This window comes from Delftia sp. RIT313, assembly GCF_000632165.1.
Classification (GTDB): Bacteria; Pseudomonadota; Gammaproteobacteria; order Burkholderiales; family Burkholderiaceae_C; genus Comamonas; species Comamonas acidovorans.
In genome coordinates this window covers 21,493-38,404 of record NZ_JFYT01000062.1, presented here as the reverse complement: position 1 = coordinate 38,404, position 16,912 = coordinate 21,493, and the positions used below count along the sequence as shown (strand labels likewise).

22 protein-coding genes are annotated in these 16,912 nt (G+C 60.7%); all 22 read left to right on the top strand.

The window, feature by feature from the left end:
- Positions 1-44: 44 nt before the first annotated feature.
- Positions 45-290, top strand: a complete 246-nt coding sequence (locus BW39_RS19105) for a hypothetical protein (RefSeq protein ID WP_043823693.1) — start codon at positions 45-47, stop codon at positions 288-290.
- 312 nt (positions 291-602) lie between these two features.
- Positions 603-893, top strand: coding sequence for an HNH endonuclease (locus tag BW39_RS30500; protein ID WP_043823692.1), 291 nt, complete (start codon positions 603-605; stop codon positions 891-893).
- Between the two features lie 297 nt (positions 894-1,190).
- On the top strand, positions 1,191-1,451 hold the full coding sequence (locus tag BW39_RS30495) for a hypothetical protein (RefSeq protein WP_235264240.1): 261 nt from the start codon (positions 1,191-1,193) through the stop codon (positions 1,449-1,451).
- Positions 1,396-3,234: a terminase large subunit gene (locus tag BW39_RS19095; protein WP_081816252.1), complete on the top strand. Its 1,839-nt coding sequence runs from the start codon at positions 1,396-1,398 to the stop codon at positions 3,232-3,234. Before BW39_RS30495 ends, BW39_RS19095 begins: the two co-directional genes overlap by 56 nt.
- 55 nt (positions 3,235-3,289) lie before the next feature.
- Positions 3,290-3,823, top strand: coding sequence for a hypothetical protein (locus BW39_RS19090; protein ID WP_043823691.1), 534 nt, complete (start codon positions 3,290-3,292; stop codon positions 3,821-3,823).
- Between the two features lie 7 nt (positions 3,824-3,830).
- Positions 3,831-5,879, top strand: coding sequence for a phage major capsid protein (locus tag BW39_RS19085; protein WP_043823690.1), 2,049 nt, complete (start codon positions 3,831-3,833; stop codon positions 5,877-5,879).
- 63 nt (positions 5,880-5,942) lie between these two features.
- On the top strand, positions 5,943-6,257 hold the full coding sequence (locus BW39_RS19080) for a hypothetical protein (protein WP_043823689.1): 315 nt from the start codon (positions 5,943-5,945) through the stop codon (positions 6,255-6,257).
- Complete coding sequence (locus tag BW39_RS31730) at positions 6,254-6,472, top strand: hypothetical protein (protein ID WP_043823688.1); 219 nt, start codon at positions 6,254-6,256, stop codon at positions 6,470-6,472. The genes BW39_RS19080 and BW39_RS31730 overlap by 4 nt, the downstream gene beginning before the upstream one ends.
- Positions 6,465-7,853 carry a phage portal protein gene (locus BW39_RS19070; RefSeq protein WP_043823687.1) on the top strand — a complete coding sequence of 463 codons (1,389 nt, stop codon included), beginning with the start codon at positions 6,465-6,467 and terminating at the stop codon, positions 7,851-7,853. Before BW39_RS31730 ends, BW39_RS19070 begins: the two co-directional genes overlap by 8 nt.
- Positions 7,854-8,861: 1,008 nt before the next feature.
- Positions 8,862-9,761 carry a hypothetical protein gene (locus tag BW39_RS31725; protein ID WP_235264245.1) on the top strand — a complete coding sequence of 300 codons (900 nt, stop codon included), beginning with the start codon at positions 8,862-8,864 and terminating at the stop codon, positions 9,759-9,761.
- Positions 9,758-10,309: a hypothetical protein gene (locus BW39_RS19055; protein ID WP_043823686.1), complete on the top strand. Its 552-nt coding sequence runs from the start codon at positions 9,758-9,760 to the stop codon at positions 10,307-10,309. Before BW39_RS31725 ends, BW39_RS19055 begins: the two co-directional genes overlap by 4 nt.
- On the top strand, positions 10,306-11,298 hold the full coding sequence (locus BW39_RS30480) for a hypothetical protein (protein ID WP_081816250.1): 993 nt from the start codon (positions 10,306-10,308) through the stop codon (positions 11,296-11,298). The genes BW39_RS19055 and BW39_RS30480 overlap by 4 nt, the downstream gene beginning before the upstream one ends.
- Complete coding sequence (locus BW39_RS19045) at positions 11,295-11,657, top strand: head-tail connector protein (protein WP_043823685.1); 363 nt, start codon at positions 11,295-11,297, stop codon at positions 11,655-11,657. Before BW39_RS30480 ends, BW39_RS19045 begins: the two co-directional genes overlap by 4 nt.
- Positions 11,657-12,037 (top strand): phage head closure protein, encoded by a 381-nt coding sequence (locus BW39_RS19040; RefSeq protein WP_043823684.1) that lies wholly within the window; start codon positions 11,657-11,659, stop codon positions 12,035-12,037. Before BW39_RS19045 ends, BW39_RS19040 begins: the two co-directional genes overlap by 1 nt.
- Positions 12,034-12,573, top strand: coding sequence for a hypothetical protein (locus tag BW39_RS19035; RefSeq protein ID WP_043823683.1), 540 nt, complete (start codon positions 12,034-12,036; stop codon positions 12,571-12,573). Before BW39_RS19040 ends, BW39_RS19035 begins: the two co-directional genes overlap by 4 nt.
- Positions 12,533-13,237 carry a hypothetical protein gene (locus BW39_RS19030; protein ID WP_152547271.1) on the top strand — a complete coding sequence of 235 codons (705 nt, stop codon included), beginning with the start codon at positions 12,533-12,535 and terminating at the stop codon, positions 13,235-13,237. The genes BW39_RS19035 and BW39_RS19030 overlap by 41 nt, the downstream gene beginning before the upstream one ends.
- Positions 13,234-14,073 carry a hypothetical protein gene (locus tag BW39_RS19025; RefSeq protein ID WP_161786999.1) on the top strand — a complete coding sequence of 280 codons (840 nt, stop codon included), beginning with the start codon at positions 13,234-13,236 and terminating at the stop codon, positions 14,071-14,073. Before BW39_RS19030 ends, BW39_RS19025 begins: the two co-directional genes overlap by 4 nt.
- The gene (locus BW39_RS19020; RefSeq protein ID WP_043823679.1) at positions 14,055-14,819 is read left to right on the top strand and encodes a hypothetical protein; all 765 of its coding nucleotides are present in this window, start codon (positions 14,055-14,057) and stop codon (positions 14,817-14,819) included. The genes BW39_RS19025 and BW39_RS19020 overlap by 19 nt, the downstream gene beginning before the upstream one ends.
- A complete protein-coding gene (locus BW39_RS29845) occupies positions 14,789-15,316 on the top strand; it encodes a class I SAM-dependent methyltransferase (protein ID WP_081816249.1) in 528 nt (175 codons plus the stop codon). The genes BW39_RS19020 and BW39_RS29845 overlap by 31 nt, the downstream gene beginning before the upstream one ends.
- Complete coding sequence (locus tag BW39_RS19010; RefSeq protein ID WP_043823678.1) at positions 15,313-15,987, top strand: hypothetical protein; 675 nt, start codon at positions 15,313-15,315, stop codon at positions 15,985-15,987. The genes BW39_RS29845 and BW39_RS19010 overlap by 4 nt, the downstream gene beginning before the upstream one ends.
- Positions 15,977-16,453 (top strand): HK97-gp10 family putative phage morphogenesis protein, encoded by a 477-nt coding sequence (locus BW39_RS19005; RefSeq protein WP_043823677.1) that lies wholly within the window; start codon positions 15,977-15,979, stop codon positions 16,451-16,453. The genes BW39_RS19010 and BW39_RS19005 overlap by 11 nt, the downstream gene beginning before the upstream one ends.
- Positions 16,450-16,827, top strand: a complete 378-nt coding sequence (locus BW39_RS30475) for a DUF3168 domain-containing protein (protein WP_081816248.1) — start codon at positions 16,450-16,452, stop codon at positions 16,825-16,827. Before BW39_RS19005 ends, BW39_RS30475 begins: the two co-directional genes overlap by 4 nt.
- The last annotated feature ends 85 nt before the right edge of the window (positions 16,828-16,912 follow it).

Below are 16,912 nucleotides of genomic sequence, written 5' to 3'. Positions count from 1 at the left end.
CGCCAAGCGCCGCGCCTGGCTGGCCAAGATGACAAGGATTGCATATGAGCGAGCAAGAGCAGCAGTTGGTGCAGGCGATTCGCAAGGAATACGAGGCAGGACCTCCTCGCATCTATCCGCTGCCGATTCCACCAGGGATGGAGCAACTGATCACGGCCTTGGCCCAGCAGACGGCAGCCATCAACCGTTTCGCTCAGAGCAATGAATCCCTCGTCCAGGCCATGGCCCAGGATGGAGAGATGGGCGACGACCTGCCGCCCACCAAGGGACTGAATGGGAAACCTCTGTAGAGCATGGCCACGAAAGACATTTCTGACCTGCAGTGCTGTCAGGCAGCCGCAAATGCAGGGCAGCCCATACAAGCACTGGCAGCTATCTCATGCAGATGACTGGACAGCCAGAGAAGGTGTGCTACCGAGCGATTGAGAGAGCCATCAGCCGCGGCTACTTGGAGTGTGGACTAGGTCCATGGTGGGCATGGCTGGAGCCAAAGGGAAGAGACGTGCTGGAGCAGAGCAAGCAAGAGGTAAAGGATGCCCCAGAGACGCCTTAGGCCCTTCTGCCATAGAGGATGCAGAGAGCAGAGAAGCTGGTGAACTGAGATGGCCTCAGCCAAGTACGACAACACAGACGGAAGACTGAGAGGGCGAAGAGCCCAGGCGCGGAGACTCAGGCTGTGGTCGGCTGACCCTTGCTGTGCAGGCTGCGGCCGGCTCACTGATTGGCCCGATGGTTTCCAAGCTGATCACATCGTTGCTCTACACAAGGGTGGCGAGGACAAGGATCACAACATGCAGGTGCTGTGCCTGCCATGCCATGAGGCCAAGACCAACAAGGATTTGGGAAGGCAAGAGACCGTGCCAATCGGTGTGGATGGCTGGCCTGTGCGGTAATTTCCACAATGTGGAAATGTTGCGAAAATCATACGTTTAATAAGTGAAACGTTGCAAAATAGAGACGTTTCATGGGTGGCACGGGGGGTATCCGGCGAACCAAGGGGCGACCGGCCAGGACACCGCGCCCCCTCCTAATTACTCGCATCCACAATTCAGGATATAGGGCAGATGCCAAGACCAAGAACGCCAAAAGCCAAGGCTGAGGTGTCTGGAGCCGCAGCAAAGAATGCGGCCAGGTTCAAAGACCGGAAGGCGCCAAAATCAAGCAGAGCGTTGGGCGATCCCTACGCAACCATGACCGTCGAACAGAAGGCGGCATGGGCAGAGATTCAGTACGAGATGCCGTGGCTGACAAGTTCGGATCGCATCATGGTGCGACTGGCATGCTCGTGGATTGCTCGCATGGACGAGGGTGATTTGGGGGTGGCTGCTTCTGGCGCGCTGGCATCAATACTGTCGAAGTTGGGTGCTACTCCGGTCGATGTCAGTAAGGTGAACCATGGCGGCGAAGAAGAAGATGATCCTGCCGACGAGTTCTTCGGCCGACCGCACTAAGGCTTATGCGCTGGCCGTTGTGGCTGGAGAGATCGTCGCAGGGCCGCATGTCCGCAACGCGTGCAGGCGGCACCTGGACGATCTGGAGAAGGGTCATGAGCGCGGCCTGAGTTTCGACCACGACGCGGCCGACTACGCATTTCGCTTCTTCGAGGGGCAGCTGAAGCTCTCGGAGGGGCAGTTCGAGGGAAAGGAGTTTCGTCTTCATCCGAGTCAAGCGTTCATCATTGGCTCGCTCTTTGGCTGGAAGAGGGCGGACGGAACCCGGCGCTTTCGCCGTGCATTCATTGAGCAGGGCAAAGGGAACGGGAAGAGTCCTCTAGCTGGTGGCATCGGACTGTATGGATTGACCGCCGACCGAGAGGCAGGCGCGCAGGTGTACGCGGCAGCGGCGAAGAAGGAGCAGGCTGGCATTCTTTTCGCTGACGCTGTCAAGATGGTGAAGGCGTCGAATAGCCTGAAGAAGCGGCTTGAATTCTCTGGCGGAGAGGGTCGCGAGTACAACATCGCGTTCCATCCAAATGGGAGCTTTTTCCGTCCAGTATCACGAGACACGGGAAAGACGGGATCGGGGCCGCGGCCTCACTTCGTGCTGGCCGATGAGGTTCATGAGTTGCCGGACCGCAAGAGCATCGAGATGCTGGAGCGCGGCTTCAAGTTTCGCCGGCAACCCTTGCTGTTCATGATCACGAACAGTGGCAGTGACAGAAACACCGTTTGTTGGGAAGAGCATGAGCATGCCGTTAAGGTGGCGGCTGGGCATACGGAGGCAGTAAACGACCCGTCCTATGTGGGCGACGTGATTGATGACACTACTTTCAGCTTCGTGTGCTCCTTGGACCAGGGAGACGACCCGTTGCGCGACCCATCGTGTTGGCCCAAGGCGAACCCGCTGCTGGGTGTGACGATCACGGAGCAGTACCTTGCCGATGTGGTGGCTCAGGCGAAGGCAATCCCTGGGCAGTTGAACGGCATCTTGCGGCTGCACTTCTGCGTGTGGACAGATGCCGAGACGGCCTGGATGACTCGGTCCACGTTGGAGCCGGCGCTTGCTGACTTCGATCCGGAGATCGAGCACAAGGGAAAGAAGGTTTCGACGGGCCTGGATCTGTCTCAAAACCGGGACATTACGGCCAAGGCTTCTGTGGTGCAGACGGGCGTGAGGGAAGACGGTAAGCCGCTATTTGATGCATGGATCGAGGCCTGGACGCCAGGTGACACGATCCTAGCGCGCGAGCTGCGCGACAAGATCCCGTACACGGTGTGGCGGGATCAGGGGTTCATCCACGCGCCTCAGGGTGAGAACATCAACTACAGGCATGTAGCCCAGGCGCTGGCTGAGGATGCCGCGCTATATGACGTGCATGTGGTCGCATACGACCGCTATGCATTCAAGAGATTCGAGGAAGAGGTCGACAACATCGGGCTGGTGCTGGAGTTTCTGGAACACCCGCAGGGCGGAACCAAGAAGGGTCAGCCAAGCGAGGCGATGAAGAAGCATGCCGAAGTGAAAGGCGAGAAGGCCGAGGGCCTGTGGATGCCCGGCTCGCTCCGGCTGCTGGAGGATGCACTGCTGGAAGGGCGGATTCGCCTGAGACGTAACCCTGTACTGATCTCCGCAATGATGTCCGCCGTCACAGAAGAGGACAAATGGGGCAACCATTGGCTGGCCAAGACCAGATCGATCAACAAGATCGACGCGGCGGTGGCCCTGTGCATGGCGTTCGGCGCTGCAAACACTGCTGTCGTGAAGTCTCCCGAGTACAGCGTCTTCTTCGTCTGATAGCCAAAAACAACCACTGAACCCGCCTCGTGCGGGTTTTTGCATTGGAGATTGCATGACGTGTATTGCTGGTCTTGTCCATGAGGGGAAGGTCTACATAGGCGGAGACTCCGCTGGTGTCGCAGGTTTGGATCTGATCGTGCGCAAGGCTCCAAAGGTTTTCGCTTTGGGTGAATTCGTTATTGGATTCACTACCTCGTTCCGCATGGGGCAGATCCTTCAATACGCCTTCACGCCGCCTCAGCGCCATCCATCCAAAGATGTCATGGCTTTCATGGTGACTGAGTTCATCGCTGGAATACGTCAGGCCTTCAAGGACCAAGGTTTCGCCACAAAAAACATGGAAGGCGAGATCGGTGGGGAATTTTTGGTCGGATATCAGGGGCGACTTTTCCGCATCTTTAGTGATTACCAAGTTGCTGAGAACGAATGCGGCTATGACGCATGCGGATGCGGTGAGAGTTACGCCCAAGGCGTTTTCTTCGCAACGCCAGAGATGCAGCCGGGAGATCGGGTGCTTCTAGCACTAAGTGCAGCTGGCTCCCATAGCGCTGGCGTGCGTGCCCCCTTCCACACGCTCTCTATGTAGGTGGCAAATGGATCCTAAAAATATCAACCGCGTCTACTCCACGATGGTCGTCAAGGCCGTCGATGAGGACAAGCGCGAGATCACTGGCATTGCCAGCACGCCCGGGACTGACCGCATGGGCGACATCGTGGAGCCCGGCGGCGCCGAGTTCAAGCTGCCCATCCCCCTCCTGTGGCAGCACGACCATTCGCAGCCGATCGGCAACGTGGTGGCCGCGCGCGTCACGGACAAGGGAATCGAGATCCGCGCCACGCTGGTCAAGCCCACCGACGACATGCCGAGCCAGCTGATTGCACGGCTTTCGGAGGCCTGGCTGTCGATCAAGACCGGACTGGTGCGTGGCCTGTCCATTGGCTTCTCGCCCCTGGAGTACTCCTTCATGGAAGACGGCATCCGCTTCCTGAAGTGGAACTGGCACGAACTGTCCGCAGTGACCGTGCCGGCCAATGCCGAGGCCTCCATCACCTCCATCAAATCTCTCGACACCGCGTTGCGCGCCTCGTCTGGCAGCAAAGCGCAAAGCGGCGTCGGACCTGCGGAGAAATCCGCACCACCTCCCGGCGTTTCGGGAACACCAAAGCAGCCCGCCTCTGGCGGGTTTATTTATGCCCGAAAGAAAGGGAAGGACAGCATGAACATCGCTGAACAAATCGAAGCCGCAAAGGCAAAAATCTCTGCCCTGCAGAAGTCCATGGAAGACCTGATGAATGTCGCGGCTGATGCCGGCACCACTCTGGATGCTGCCCAGTCGGAAGAATTCGACGGCCATGAAGCCGAAGTGGCGAGCATCACGGCTCACCTGAAGCGCCTGGAAAGCATGCAGAAGACGGCCGTGGCGACTGCGCGTCCGGTGGTCGGCACTAGCGACGAAGCCGCTGCTGCGTCGCGTGGCGGACCCGTGAGCGTGAAGAACACACAGAAGCTCGAAAAGGGAATCGAGTTCACCCGTTTCGCAATGTGCCGCATCGCCGCCAAGGGAAACCCTCAGATGGCGCTGCAATTGGCAAAGATGCACTACAGCGAAAACGAGCGCGTGGTGAAAGCCTTGGAATTGGAAGCGCATGGCCACAAGCTGGATGTGCTGATGAAGGCTGTCGTAGAAGCTGGCACTACTCTGGACACCACATGGGCTGCACCTCTGGTTGAGTACCAAAACTTCGCTGGAGACTTCGTGGAATACACGCGGGCACGCACCATCATCGGCCAGTTTGGTGTCGGATCCATCCCTTCTTTGAATCGCATCCCATTCAATGTTCGCATCGCTGGCCAGACCAGCGGGGGCGCGGCCCAATGGGTTGGCGAAGGCGCACCGAAGCCGTTGACTGCATTTGATTTCACAAGCACCGAACTGCGCTGGGCAAAGGTCGCTGCGATCTCTGTGCTGACGAATGAGCTGATCCGTTTCAGCAGCCCAAGTGCGGAGCGACTGGTGCGCGATGCCTTGGCTGGCGCCGTGATTGAGCGAATCGATGTGGACTTCGTGGACCCCGCGAAGACTGCGGTTGCGAACATCTCTCCTGCTTCCATCACGAACGGAGCTACTGCAATCGTTTCTTCTGGCACTGATGCAGAAGCAATCCGCCGTGATGTGCAGGCGCTGTGGGCTCCGTTCATCGCCGCCCGCAATGCGCCTCGTAACGCCGTCTACATCATGGACAGCACCACGGCTCTGGCTCTGAGCCTGCTTCAAAACCCTCTGGGCCAATCCGAGTTCCCTGGCATCACGATGAACGGCGGAACTTTCATGGGCGTGCCCGTGATCGTCTCCGACTATCTGCCTGCAGACAGCGGTGGCGGCATCGTGGTGCTGATGAATGCGTCGGATGTCTGGCTGGCTGACGATGGCCAAGTCACCATCGACGCTTCGCAAGAGGCCTCGCTGCAAATGTTGGACAACCCCACCAACAACAGCGCGACTGGGACGCCGACCACCATGGTTTCGATGTTCCAAACGAATAGCACGGCCTTCCGTGCGGAGCGTTATATCAACTGGGCGCGCCGCCGCGCATCTGGCGTGGCCTACCTGACCGGCGTCAACTGGGGCGCTGGCGCCTAAGCCAGCCGTCTGGCGGAAGGGGCTCCGGAAGGGGCTCCTTTCTCAAGATTCACAGGAGAGCCCATGGCCAAAGTCACCTTCACACACCACAAGAGCGGGCGCGAGGAAGTCATGAACGAACGCTACGCCAAGGTGCTGAGCAAGATGCGGCGCGGCACGTACATGACCCGCGACCTGCGCGCAGATGTGGTGGAAGTCCCGCAGAGCCAGGCGGCTCAGGCTCCAGAGCCAGCGGTGCCGGCTGATGCTAGCGATGGCCTGGACGCGCTCAGCAAAGAAGAGTTGCATGCCATCGCCAAGGAGCGCGGCGTCACCGTGCACCACGCGGCTGGCGCTGACAAGGTGCGCGCGGCGCTGCGCGAGGCAGCTGCGCAATGATTGATCGCCTGCTGTCGATCCTGTCTCAGTTGCTTGGTGTGGCACGCGACATGGCGGCCAATGCCGTGCTCTGGCACATCGCCATGGGCTTGGCTGGAATCGGTGCAATCGTGGCCGGCGTACATGTGCAATTCGGCGTGGGCTGGGCTCTGATGGCTGGCGGCATTGGCCTGCTCGGCGCATCGGCATACATCAAGAGGGGCCTGAATGGCTGAAGTTTCACTGCTCCGCGCTCTGGGCGCATCGGCGCGCAGCAAAAGCGTGCTGTCGTCGGTGCCGGGCAGTGGTCGCGGCTGGTTTCCTTGGGTAAGCGAGCCCTACACGGGCGCATGGCAGCGCAATGATGAGCTGAAGACGAAGGACGTGCTGTGCTCGCCCATCGTCTACGCCTGCATCACGTTGATCGCCAACGACATCGGCAAGCTGCGCGCGCGATTGGTAGATAAGGACAAGAACGGCATCTGGTCGGAGGTCGAAACCACATCGCCCTACTGGCTGCCGCTGCGCAAACCGAACCGCTACCAGAACCACATCCAGTTCAAGCAGTGGTGGATGATGTCGAAGCTGCGCTTTGGCAACACCTATGCGCTGAAGGAGCGCGACCACCGTGGCATGGTGGTTCGGCTGTACGTGCTGGACCCGTGCCGCGTAATGCCCATGGTGTCCGATGACGGGTCGGTGTTCTACCAACTGAGCCAGGACAATCTGGCAGGCGTTCCTGAGGCCAGCATCACGGTGCCGGCAAGCGAGATCATCCACGACCGGATGAACTGCCTATATCACCCGCTGTGCGGCATCTCGCCACTGTACGCAGCAGCTATCGCGGCCGGCATCAATCTGAGGATCCAGAAGAACACCGCTGCGTTCTTCGGCAACAACGCAAACCCAGGCGGAATCTTGGTGGCGCCTGGCAACATCAGTCCAGAGAACGCCGCGAGCATCAAGGCTCAGTGGCAGGAGAACTACTCCGGTCTGAATGCTGGGCGTGTTGCCGTGATCGGCGATGGCATGAAGTTCGAGCCCCTCGCCACGAACGCCGTGGACTCCCAACTGATCCAGATCCTGAACTGGTCCGACGAGCGCGTTTGCTCGGTTTTCCACGTGCCAGCCTACAAGGTCGGCGTGGGCCAGACGCCCAGCTACAACAACGTCGAAGCCCTGGACCGCGCCTACTACTCCAGTTGCCTGCAGACTCCCATCGAAGAGATGGAGGCCTGTCTGGATGACGGCCTGGGCCTGGACGGCGTCACGCGCGGCGTGGATCTTGACCTGGACGGCCTGATGCGGATGGACAGCAAGACCCAAATGGAGACCATCGGGGAAGGCATCCAAGCCAAGGCGTACACCATCAACGACGGCCGAAAGAAACTGAATCTCCCGCCCATTGACGGCGGAGACACGGTCTATATGCAGCTGCAGGATCTGCCCATCAGCGAGGTGAAGGACAACAAGATCCCGTCCGCCCAGGGCGAAACACCTCCTGCGTCGCAAGCCAGCGAGCAGCCGGCACAAGATGGCCAGCCATCGGCTGAAGACCAAACTCGTGCCATGACCGCACAACTCGTGAAGGCCCTGGAAGATGGCCTCGCCGCGTGATGGGCGCGATGGCCGCGATGGAGCGCCGGGAGAACAGGGCCCGATAGGGCCGCCGGGACCTCCGGGACCGAGAGGGCCAACTGGAAACACTGGGACTCAAGGAGTCCAGGGAGAGCCTGGGGCCATGGGGCCTGCAGGCCAGACCGGAGACCGAGGCGCGACAGGGGAAACAGGGCCAACTGGCGCGACGGGCGCTCAGGGATTGCCAGGGCCTGCTGGGAAAGATGGCCTGAGGGGCGCAACCGGTCCGCGTGGCCCTACTGGCCCAGAAGGGCAGCGCGGCGAAGTCGGCCCGATGCCAGAGCATCAATGGGACGGCACAAAGCTCCGATTTGAACAGCCTTATGGCTGGGGCCAATGGGTTGATCTCAAGGGGCCTCCTGGCACTGCCATTAGTCCGGGTGGTGGATCTGGATTCCCAAGCCGCATCCCAGAAGCAGACACAGTCGAGGATGGCGACACGATGCTCATCCTCAGAGGAAACAAGCTCATGAAGGTCAAGATCAAGCTGGGCGGCTCAGGGCCTGTTCCTGCTGATGCTGTGACCGTGAATGGCGTGCCGGTAACGGTCAACGGTGAATATGTGGTGCAGGGATGACGATTGAACACTCCGTAATTCCGCCTGGAGAGATCCATGCGCCTCACAACTGGGTTGTGGCCGATGAGGCAGCCAGGCTGGTGCTTTCAGTTTCGGCTGTAGACGTGCGCAAGTACGCCTACCAATCCAGCGACAAGACGGAGTGGATGCTGGAAAGCGTCAGTCCTGTTGTCTGGAGTCAGCGTGGCGCGAAGGGGGAAGCTGGAGCAACAGGCGCCACCGGGCCGACCGGCGCAACGGGGCCAGCAGGAGCTGATGGGCCCACTGGACCTCAAGGGCCAACTGGTCCCCAAGGAGAGACTGGGCCTCAAGGTGCTACCGGACCTACAGGGCCAACCGGAGATACTGGCGCAACTGGTCCAACCGGGCCGACAGGCGCCACAGGCGGTGCAGCAGATGTCGCAGATGTGGTGCACGCAGCCACATCTAAGCCGGTCCCGGCGGATGCAGACGAACTTGCACTGGTAGACAGCGCCGCATCTTTTGGGCTCAAGAAACTGACATGGGCCAACCTGAAAGCGGCTCTGCTGTCGTACTTCCAGGGGCAGTTCAGAGAGAAGCTCACCGCCGCGCGTACCTACTACGTCCGCGCCGATGGCAGCGACAGCAACACCGGGCTGAGCAATACGGCAGGCGGGGCGTTTCTCACAATACAAAAGGCAGTTGATATTGCCGCCTCACTGGATTTGTCGATTTATGACGTGACCATTGCAGTCGCCCCTGGCTCTTATGCCGCAGTGGTTTTTAAATCACAAGTCGGCACCGGCACCGTCAATGTGATCGGGGACGCGGCCACGCTGACAAACTGCACTATTGCTGGAGGTGCTGGTTCAGCCGTGACGGCATCTGGTGGCGGGCTGCGGTATGTAATCTCTGGCTTCACATTGACGGGAGCACGAGGTCTTACGATCACTGAGGGCGCGACAGTGGCTGTGGGGCCCATGCGCTACGGATCAATTTCTGCACGGATTTTTGACGTGACCCGTGGTGCAAAGTGCTATGTAAATGCGTCGATGACCGTCACGAGCGGCATGCCGTATATGGCCGTTGTGTCGGGGCAGGGATTATTGATTTTCCAGCCGGGGATCACAGTGACGCTGACCGGTGCGCCCGCATTCAGTGGCAACTTTGTCTATTGCGGAGGCAGCGGCAGCAGCATAGAAATCGCCGCGATCACATTCAGCGGCGCCGCTACTGGCTCGCGGTATCTTGCGCTGCTGAACGCATCTATTTACGTCGCAAGCGCAGGCGAGAGCTATTTGCCCGGGAGCACGGATGGGACAAAGCTCACCGGAGGTCAATACGCATGACGGCTTATCAACTCACTGGCGAGGGCTTCGTTTACCGCTGGCGCGACGGCGTGCGCGCCACGATCCCGCTTGCTGACGATCTGCTCGGACTACCGCCGAACCCCGATGCTGTCGAATACCGCGCTTGGTTGGCGGCCGGCGGTGTACCGCTACCTGCCGAGCTGCGGCCTGCTGCCGAGATCGCGGCAGGCCTGCGCCAAGCCCTGGCCGCAGAGTACCGCAGGCGCATCCAGGTGATCGCCGCAGGCTACCCACTGAGCGAGCGGGAATCGTGGCCGGTGCAGACGGAAGAGGCGAGGGCGCTGGAGGCCGACCCCGCAGCCGCAACGCCCTGGATCGATGCCGCAGCGCTGGCACGCGGGCTGGACCGCCTGGTGCTGGCCCAGCGCATCCTCGCGAAAGATGCGAAGTATCGGCAGATCCATGGCGAACTCACTGGCACCCGCCAGCGCATTGAAGACCAGATTGACGCTCAGGCTGAGGATGCTGAGGAACTTTCAAAAATTGACGTGACGGCCGGATGGCCTTCATTTGAGGAAGACGCATGAACATCAAAGCCGTCACAGACGCAATTCTGGAGGTCTTGCGGCCCTTTTCCGCTCGGCTAAAGGCTCTCGAAGATGCGAAGCCACGCGATGGTGTGGATGGGAAGGATGGTGCAGATGGATTGCCCGGCCGTAATGGTGCGGATGGAGCCCCTGGGCGCGATGGCATAGACGGCAAGGATGGTGCTCCTGGCGCAGATGGCAAAGATGGGGCGCCCGGAGAGAAGGGTGCCGATGGCCGCGATGGAGTTGATGGAGCGCCAGGCAAAGATGGCGAACGCGGGGAAGATGGCGCCAATGGCCTTGATGGAGCACCTGGGAAAGACGGTGCCGATGGCCTTCCGGGGCGCGACGGGCAAGATGGAGCGCCTGGGAAAGACGGCGAGCGCGGGCCTGAAGGGCCTGCTGGTCGAGAAGGTGCTGATGGTCGTGATGGCGTTGATGGGAAAGATGGCAAAGACGGCGCGCCAGGAAAGGATGGAGAGCCCGGGCGTGATGGCCGAGATGGCCTGAAGGGCGATCCGGGCCGTGATGCTCTCCAACTGGAGATCAACCCAGCCATTGACCCTGCAAAGTCCTACCCACGCGGCACCTATGCAAAGCATCTAGGCGGCCTCTGGCGCAGCTTCGAGGTCACCAGCGGCATGAAGGGCTGGGAGTGCATCGTGGAAGGTGTTTCTGCCATCGAAATCATGCAGGACCCCGCTGACCCGAGGCACTTCGGACTGGGCATAAAGACAAGTTCCAGCACTGTGGTCGAGAAGACATTCCACATCCCTTTCGTTGTTGACAAGGGGATTTACAGGAAGGGTGATTCATACCTGAAGGGCGATGGAGTGACATGGGCGCGTAACTTCTGGATCGCCAATCAGGACACTGATTCCGAACCGACTGCAGGACCGATTTGGAGGCTGGCTATCAAGGGCGGTCGCGACGGAAAAGACGGCCGCAACGGCATCGACAAGACCGCGCCAGTGAGGATTAAAGAATGATGCTCGTCACGCTGGCGCAGGCGCGCGACCACATCCGCAGCGACACCGACGCGGATGACGCTGATCTGGAGATGAAGATCGAAGGCGCGAGCGCGGCTGTGATCGATTACCTGGGCTCGTTCCTGCCTCTGGATTCTGCCGGCGACCCGCTGGAAGACAGCCAGGGCGATCTGATCGGCGTGAAAACGCGCGCCATGCAGCGCATCCGCAATGCAGTGCTGATCACGGTGGCCTACATGTACCGCGAGCGCGACGGATCGCAAGAGCACGCCGTGCCTACGCAGTGGGGCTATGGGTATGCACTCCCACAGGGAGCCACAGCGCTGCTGTACAGCCTGAGAAAGCCAACGGTGGCCTGATGGCGCTCGAATCAGGAAAGCTGCGGCACCGAGTCCGCATCGAGGCGTACACCGAGCAGCGCGACAGCTCTGGCGAGGTGATCCAGAACCAGGAAACTGGCGAGGTGCTGATGACCTGGAGCGAGGTCGCGACGGTCTGGGCTGCGGTTGAACCGCTATCCGCGCGTGAGTTCATCCAGTCGGCCGCAACGCAGTCGCAGGTCACGGCGCGAATCACGATCCGCCAGCGTGATGACCTCCTGCCATCAATGAGGCTGGTGCATGTGCGCAACGGACGGGCAGATGTGATCTACAACCCAGCCGCGTTCCTTGAAGACAAGGCATCTGGCCTGGAGTACATGACGATCCCTTGCTCGCGCGGAGTTGGCGAGGGCCAATGACCTGGGTTGTCCTGGCAACCGGCCCGAGCATGTCTCAGGCGCTGGCTGGTTCGGTGTGGGGTCGTGGCCTTGTGGTCGCAGTGAGCGACGCCTACAGGCTGGCACCGTGGGCTGATGCAGTGGTTTCGACCGACGCGGCATGGTGGGGCCAGCACCCGGAAGCGAAAGCGCTGCCAGGGCGGAAATTCACAGCTGCGCCGGAGCACCAGAAGATTGAAGGTGTGGAGCGCTTGGCGGTGGCCAGCAGCACGAACTCTGGGCTTCTGGGGATCATGGCTGCGGTGCACATGGGTGCAAAGCGAGTCCTGCTGTGCGGGTTCGATATGCGCGCGCCGGGGCAGCATTTTTTTGGACTCCATCCAAAGCCGCTGAAGACGACGACAGCGGAACGGATGGAGGTTTTCAAGCGCCAGTTTCGAGCCTACCGGCCGGCAGGGGTGGAGATCATCAACTGCACGCCCGGCTCACATTTGCTGGCATACCCGTTTGGCGACCTTGAAGACTGCCTGGCTCAATCTTCGGTACTCAATACATGAGCGTATCGAGGCGTTTCGCCTGGGGTTGGAACGGCATGGGTTCACGGTTCGGCATGGCATCAGCCCCGACCCAGGCAGGCGCGATTTGCTCGTGACTTGGAACAGGGTTGGTCAGGTTGACCAGCTTGCCGGCAGATATGGTCAGGTTTTGGTGGCCGAGAACGCGGCGTGGGGCAACGGCCTTGCAGGAAAGCGCTGGCTATCCCTGGCGCGCGACAGGCACAACACTGCGGGGATGTTTCCGGTGGGTGGCGCGGAGCGATGGGATGGCCTGGGCGTTGAGCTGCAGCCATGGCGAACTGGAGGCGAAACAGTCCTGCTGCCTCAGCGCGGCATCGGGAGCGCGCCTACGGCTATGCCGAGAGATTGGTTGATCGGCGCTCAGGCGCGGTTTCCGGGCCGCGTGCGGCGACACCCTGGGCGAGGCATCGCAAAGCCGCTGAGTGAGGATCTGGCGCACTGCGGGCGCGTTGTGACCTGGGGTAGCGGAGCCGCTGTGCAGGCGCTGATGTTGGGTATCCCGGTGGTCTCTGAAATGCCAGACTGGATCGGCACTCAGGACAACACGGACGCCGGCCGGCTGGAGATGCTCCGGCGGATGGCCTGGGCGCAATGGACATTGGAAGAAGTAGCGGCCGGCGTGCCGTTTGAAAGGCTGCTGTGAGGATTCTGTTCACTGGAAAGGGAACATCGGGCAGCTGGCAAATACGCGGCGTGCAGATGGCGCAGGCCCTGGGTGCGGTGGCCGCGCCAATAGCGACACTGGAACAGTGCGCTGAGGCGGATGTGATTGTGGCCGTGAAGCGCATCCCTGATCAACTTCTGGCGACGATCCGCAGAAGCGGCAAGCCGTGGGCGTGGGACTGCGTGGACGCCTATCCGCAGCCCGGGTGTTCTGGCTGGGATCGGCAGCAGTCTTTGCGCTGGCTGCGAGCTGAGGTTGCACGGCTCAAGCCTGATCTGGTGATCTGGCCGAACGCGCGGATGCAAGAGGATGCCGGGCATGGCGAGGTGATCTACCACCACCACCGGCCCGGAATTGAGGTCAGCCCCATCCGTGAGCGGATAGAGGTGATCGGCTATGAGGGTAGTGAGAAATTCATCCAGAGCTGGCGGCCAGCCATTGAGGCCGAGTGCCGGCGCATCGGCGCGCGCTTTGTGGCCAACCCGCAGCGGCTGGCAGATGTGGATGTGGTGCTGGCGCTGCGCGGAGACGGCTGGAACGGCTACCCACAGGCCAGATGGAAGTCGAATGTGAAGCTAGCCAACGCCCACGGCTCAGGAACTCCATTCATTGGAGCGCCTGAAGATGGCTACACGGAAACGGCATGCGGCGCTGAGTACTGGGCCACCAATGTGGAGCAACTGAGGATGTCCTTGGACTGGCTAGCGCCTAGAGAAACGCGCGCAGAGGTGCAGAGCAGATTCCTGCGCGCCGCGCTTCCCCTCGAGAAAGCCGCGAAACGATATGAAGAGGTGCTGTGCGCGCTGAGATCCTGACCGACCCGAGCATGTGCGCAATGGGCGCCAGGATGCTGGAGGCGATGATCGCTGCGGCACCCATCCCGATCACGGTCGGCACGGTCTACCGGGGAGATTCGGATCTGCTGATGACCTACGGCATGGGTCATCTGGTGCGGCGCAAATGGTGGATGGAGCACTTGCGCAAGGGCGGCCATTGCATCGGTTGGGATCTGGGGTACTGGGGGCGGGAGCAAGGCGCCATGCGCGTCAGCATCGACCATGACCATCCCCAAGCATGGATCAGGAGCGAGCCGGCCGAGCGCTGGGATTCCCAGGGCATCCAGCTGCGCCAGGACGCGAGAAAGGGTCCAGTGCTGGTAGTCGGCCTGGGCCTGAAGAGTTCGAAGGCCCTGGGCCTGAGACACGGTGACTGGGAGCGCAAGACCATCCAGAAGCTGCGCGCTGAAGGGCATGCAGTGCTGTTCCGGCCGAAGAAAGAGCGTGATGCCATCGGAGGCGTCAAGACCTCAACGGGGCCAATTGAAAAAGCGTTGCAGGGCATCTCTTTAGTGGTCTGCCGGCATTCGAATGTCGCAGTGGATGCCTGCATTGCCGGCGTGCCGGTGCGCTGCGAAGACGGGGCGGCTCTCGCGCTCTACCAGAACAACCCTGACCCGACAGAACACGAACGGCGCCAATTTCTCAGGTCTCTGGCCTGGTGGAACTGGCGCCCTGATGAAGCGAGTGAAGCATGGAAATACCTGCTGGGCAGATTAAGCTGAACATCGGTTGCGGCGGGCGCAAGCTGCCTGGCTATCTCGGGGTGGACGCGGTTGCAGAGCGCACGGCTGCGGACATCGTGGCCAATGCGAACAGTATCCCGCTGCCTGATGGATGCGCATCCGAAGTGATGGCTATCCACCTAGTGGAGCACTTGCTCCCGTGGGAGCTGGATGCGACGCTGAAGGAGTGGCATCGTCTACTGGCCCCGGGCGGAAAGCTGGTGCTGGAGTTGCCCGACCTGATCAAGTGCTGCCAGAACATCATCAGCGGCCGGACCAAGACTGGTAAGCACCCTGACCAACTGGGGCTGTGGGGCCTGTTCGGCGATGACCGTCTGGAGGACCCCTTCATGCTGCATCGGTGGTCGTATACCTTCAGCACGCTGGCGCCGAAGGTCGAGGTGGCGGGGTTCAGGAAGATCAAAGAGCACGTCACACAGTTCCATCCTGCAGGCCGCAACATCCGCGACTTCCGGCTGGAGGCGGTGAAGCCATGATCACGCTGTTCTGCGGGTTCGACCCGCGCGAATCGGTAGGTTTTCATACCTTCGTTTCCAGCGTTCTCAAGCGCGCCAGCCAGCCGGTGTCCATCGTGCCACTGTCCGCCATGGGACTGCCAGAGGGCACCAACAATTTCACGGTCTCGCGCTTCTTGGTGCCGCACCTCATGGGCTACACAGGTCGGGCGATCTTCATGGACGCCTGCGACATGATCTGCCTTGGCGATGTGGCCGAGCTGGATGCTGAATTCGATGAGTCGAAGGCGGTGCAAGTCGTCAAGCATCCCGCCTACCAGAGCCAACATGCCCGCAAGTACATCGGCACCGATATGGAGTGCTACCAGTCCAACTATGACCGGAAGAACTGGGCCAGCGTGATGCTCTTCAACTGCAGTAATCCTGCCTGGTGGCACACCACGCCGGCCGCTCTCGCAAAAGCGTCGGCACTGGAACTGCTGACGTTCGCGGGCCTGGATGATGCCGACATCGGGGAGCTGCCAGCCGAGTGGAACGTGATGGTGGACGAAGGCCAGGACGATGCCGAAGCAAAGATCCTCCACTGGACTGCCGGCATCCCCACGTTCCGCCACTATCGCAACGCACGCCGCTCCATCGACTGGTTCGGGGAGCACAAGGCGATCAGCAGGGGGATGCAAGATGGTCGTTGAGTTCTCCATCCTTGGCCTGGACCCCATTCTGGAAAAGATGCGCTCCATCCCTGTGGAACTTCGTAAGAAGCCGGGACGATCGGCACTGGGATCTGCGGCGCGTGTGGTTGCCAACGCGGCTAAGCAAAACGCCCTCTCTATTGACGATGCACAGACTGGGCGCAGGATCGCGGACAACGTGACGCAGCGCTTCCGGTCGAGGTATTTCAAGCAGACCGGGGATCTGAAGATCAGCGTCGGTGTCGGGACTGAGAAGGGTCGGATTCCAAAGGGCAACCCGGACACTGGGGCCAAGGGCAACACCCCACATTGGCACCTTGTCGAGCTTGGAACGGAAAAGATGCGCGCCGAGCCATTTCTGCAGCCGGCCCTTGAACAAAACATCAGCAAGGCCACAGACACCTTTGTGGCCCAGCTCGATTTGCAACTCGACAAGATCATCAAGAAGCAGGGTGGAGCAACATGACGCCGCCTATCTTCGCTGCCGTCAATGTGCCGCCTGTTCAGGCGATCCTGAAGTCTGGATCAGGCCCTCTGCGCTTTTACTTGTTCGGAATGGCGCCGCAGGATGTGGCCTATCCCTACGCAGTCTGGCGTCAGGTATCTGGCACCCCAGAGAACTACATCAGCGACCGACCTGACGTGGACAGCTTCACGCTGCAGATCGAGGTCTATGCGAATCCATCGCAGGGCTCTGCAGTGACCCGAAGCATTGCGAACGCTCTGGCCACGGCCATTGAGGGCCACGCACATGTCACAGCATGGCTCGGAGAGAGCCGAGACCCAGACACCAAAAACTACGTCTCCCGATTCCAGTGCGACTGGTGGGTGAGCAGATAGGGTGCAAAATAGACGAGCCCGTGAAGTGCTACGAACACAACACAGGCCCTAACCAACCTACGAAAGGTCCGTAAATTGGCTGATG

Excerpts from the sequence above, each read along its gene's own strand:
- BW39_RS30495 (WP_235264240.1), top strand. The coding sequence starts at position 1,191 with ATGACCGTCGAACAGAAGGCGGCATGGGCAGAGATTCAGTACGAGATG.
- BW39_RS19105 (WP_043823693.1), top strand. The coding sequence starts at position 45 with ATGAGCGAGCAAGAGCAGCAGTTGGTGCAGGCGATTCGCAAGGAATAC.
- BW39_RS19095 (WP_081816252.1), top strand. The coding sequence starts at position 1,396 with ATGGCGGCGAAGAAGAAGATGATCCTGCCGACGAGTTCTTCGGCCGAC.
- BW39_RS30480 (WP_081816250.1), top strand. The coding sequence starts at position 10,306 with ATGAACATCAAAGCCGTCACAGACGCAATTCTGGAGGTCTTGCGGCCC.
- BW39_RS30475 (WP_081816248.1), top strand. The coding sequence starts at position 16,450 with ATGACGCCGCCTATCTTCGCTGCCGTCAATGTGCCGCCTGTTCAGGCG.
- BW39_RS19055 (WP_043823686.1), top strand. The coding sequence starts at position 9,758 with ATGACGGCTTATCAACTCACTGGCGAGGGCTTCGTTTACCGCTGGCGC.
- BW39_RS19090 (WP_043823691.1), top strand. The coding sequence starts at position 3,290 with ATGACGTGTATTGCTGGTCTTGTCCATGAGGGGAAGGTCTACATAGGC.
- BW39_RS30500 (WP_043823692.1), top strand. The coding sequence starts at position 603 with ATGGCCTCAGCCAAGTACGACAACACAGACGGAAGACTGAGAGGGCGA.
- BW39_RS19005 (WP_043823677.1), top strand. The coding sequence starts at position 15,977 with ATGGTCGTTGAGTTCTCCATCCTTGGCCTGGACCCCATTCTGGAAAAG.
- BW39_RS19045 (WP_043823685.1), top strand. The coding sequence starts at position 11,295 with ATGATGCTCGTCACGCTGGCGCAGGCGCGCGACCACATCCGCAGCGAC.
- BW39_RS19035 (WP_043823683.1), top strand. The coding sequence starts at position 12,034 with ATGACCTGGGTTGTCCTGGCAACCGGCCCGAGCATGTCTCAGGCGCTG.
- BW39_RS19085 (WP_043823690.1), top strand. The coding sequence starts at position 3,831 with ATGGATCCTAAAAATATCAACCGCGTCTACTCCACGATGGTCGTCAAG.
- BW39_RS19010 (WP_043823678.1), top strand. The coding sequence starts at position 15,313 with ATGATCACGCTGTTCTGCGGGTTCGACCCGCGCGAATCGGTAGGTTTT.
- BW39_RS19040 (WP_043823684.1), top strand. The coding sequence starts at position 11,657 with ATGGCGCTCGAATCAGGAAAGCTGCGGCACCGAGTCCGCATCGAGGCG.
- BW39_RS31730 (WP_043823688.1), top strand. The coding sequence starts at position 6,254 with ATGATTGATCGCCTGCTGTCGATCCTGTCTCAGTTGCTTGGTGTGGCA.
- BW39_RS19070 (WP_043823687.1), top strand. The coding sequence starts at position 6,465 with ATGGCTGAAGTTTCACTGCTCCGCGCTCTGGGCGCATCGGCGCGCAGC.
- BW39_RS19080 (WP_043823689.1), top strand. The coding sequence starts at position 5,943 with ATGGCCAAAGTCACCTTCACACACCACAAGAGCGGGCGCGAGGAAGTC.
- BW39_RS29845 (WP_081816249.1), top strand. The coding sequence starts at position 14,789 with ATGGAAATACCTGCTGGGCAGATTAAGCTGAACATCGGTTGCGGCGGG.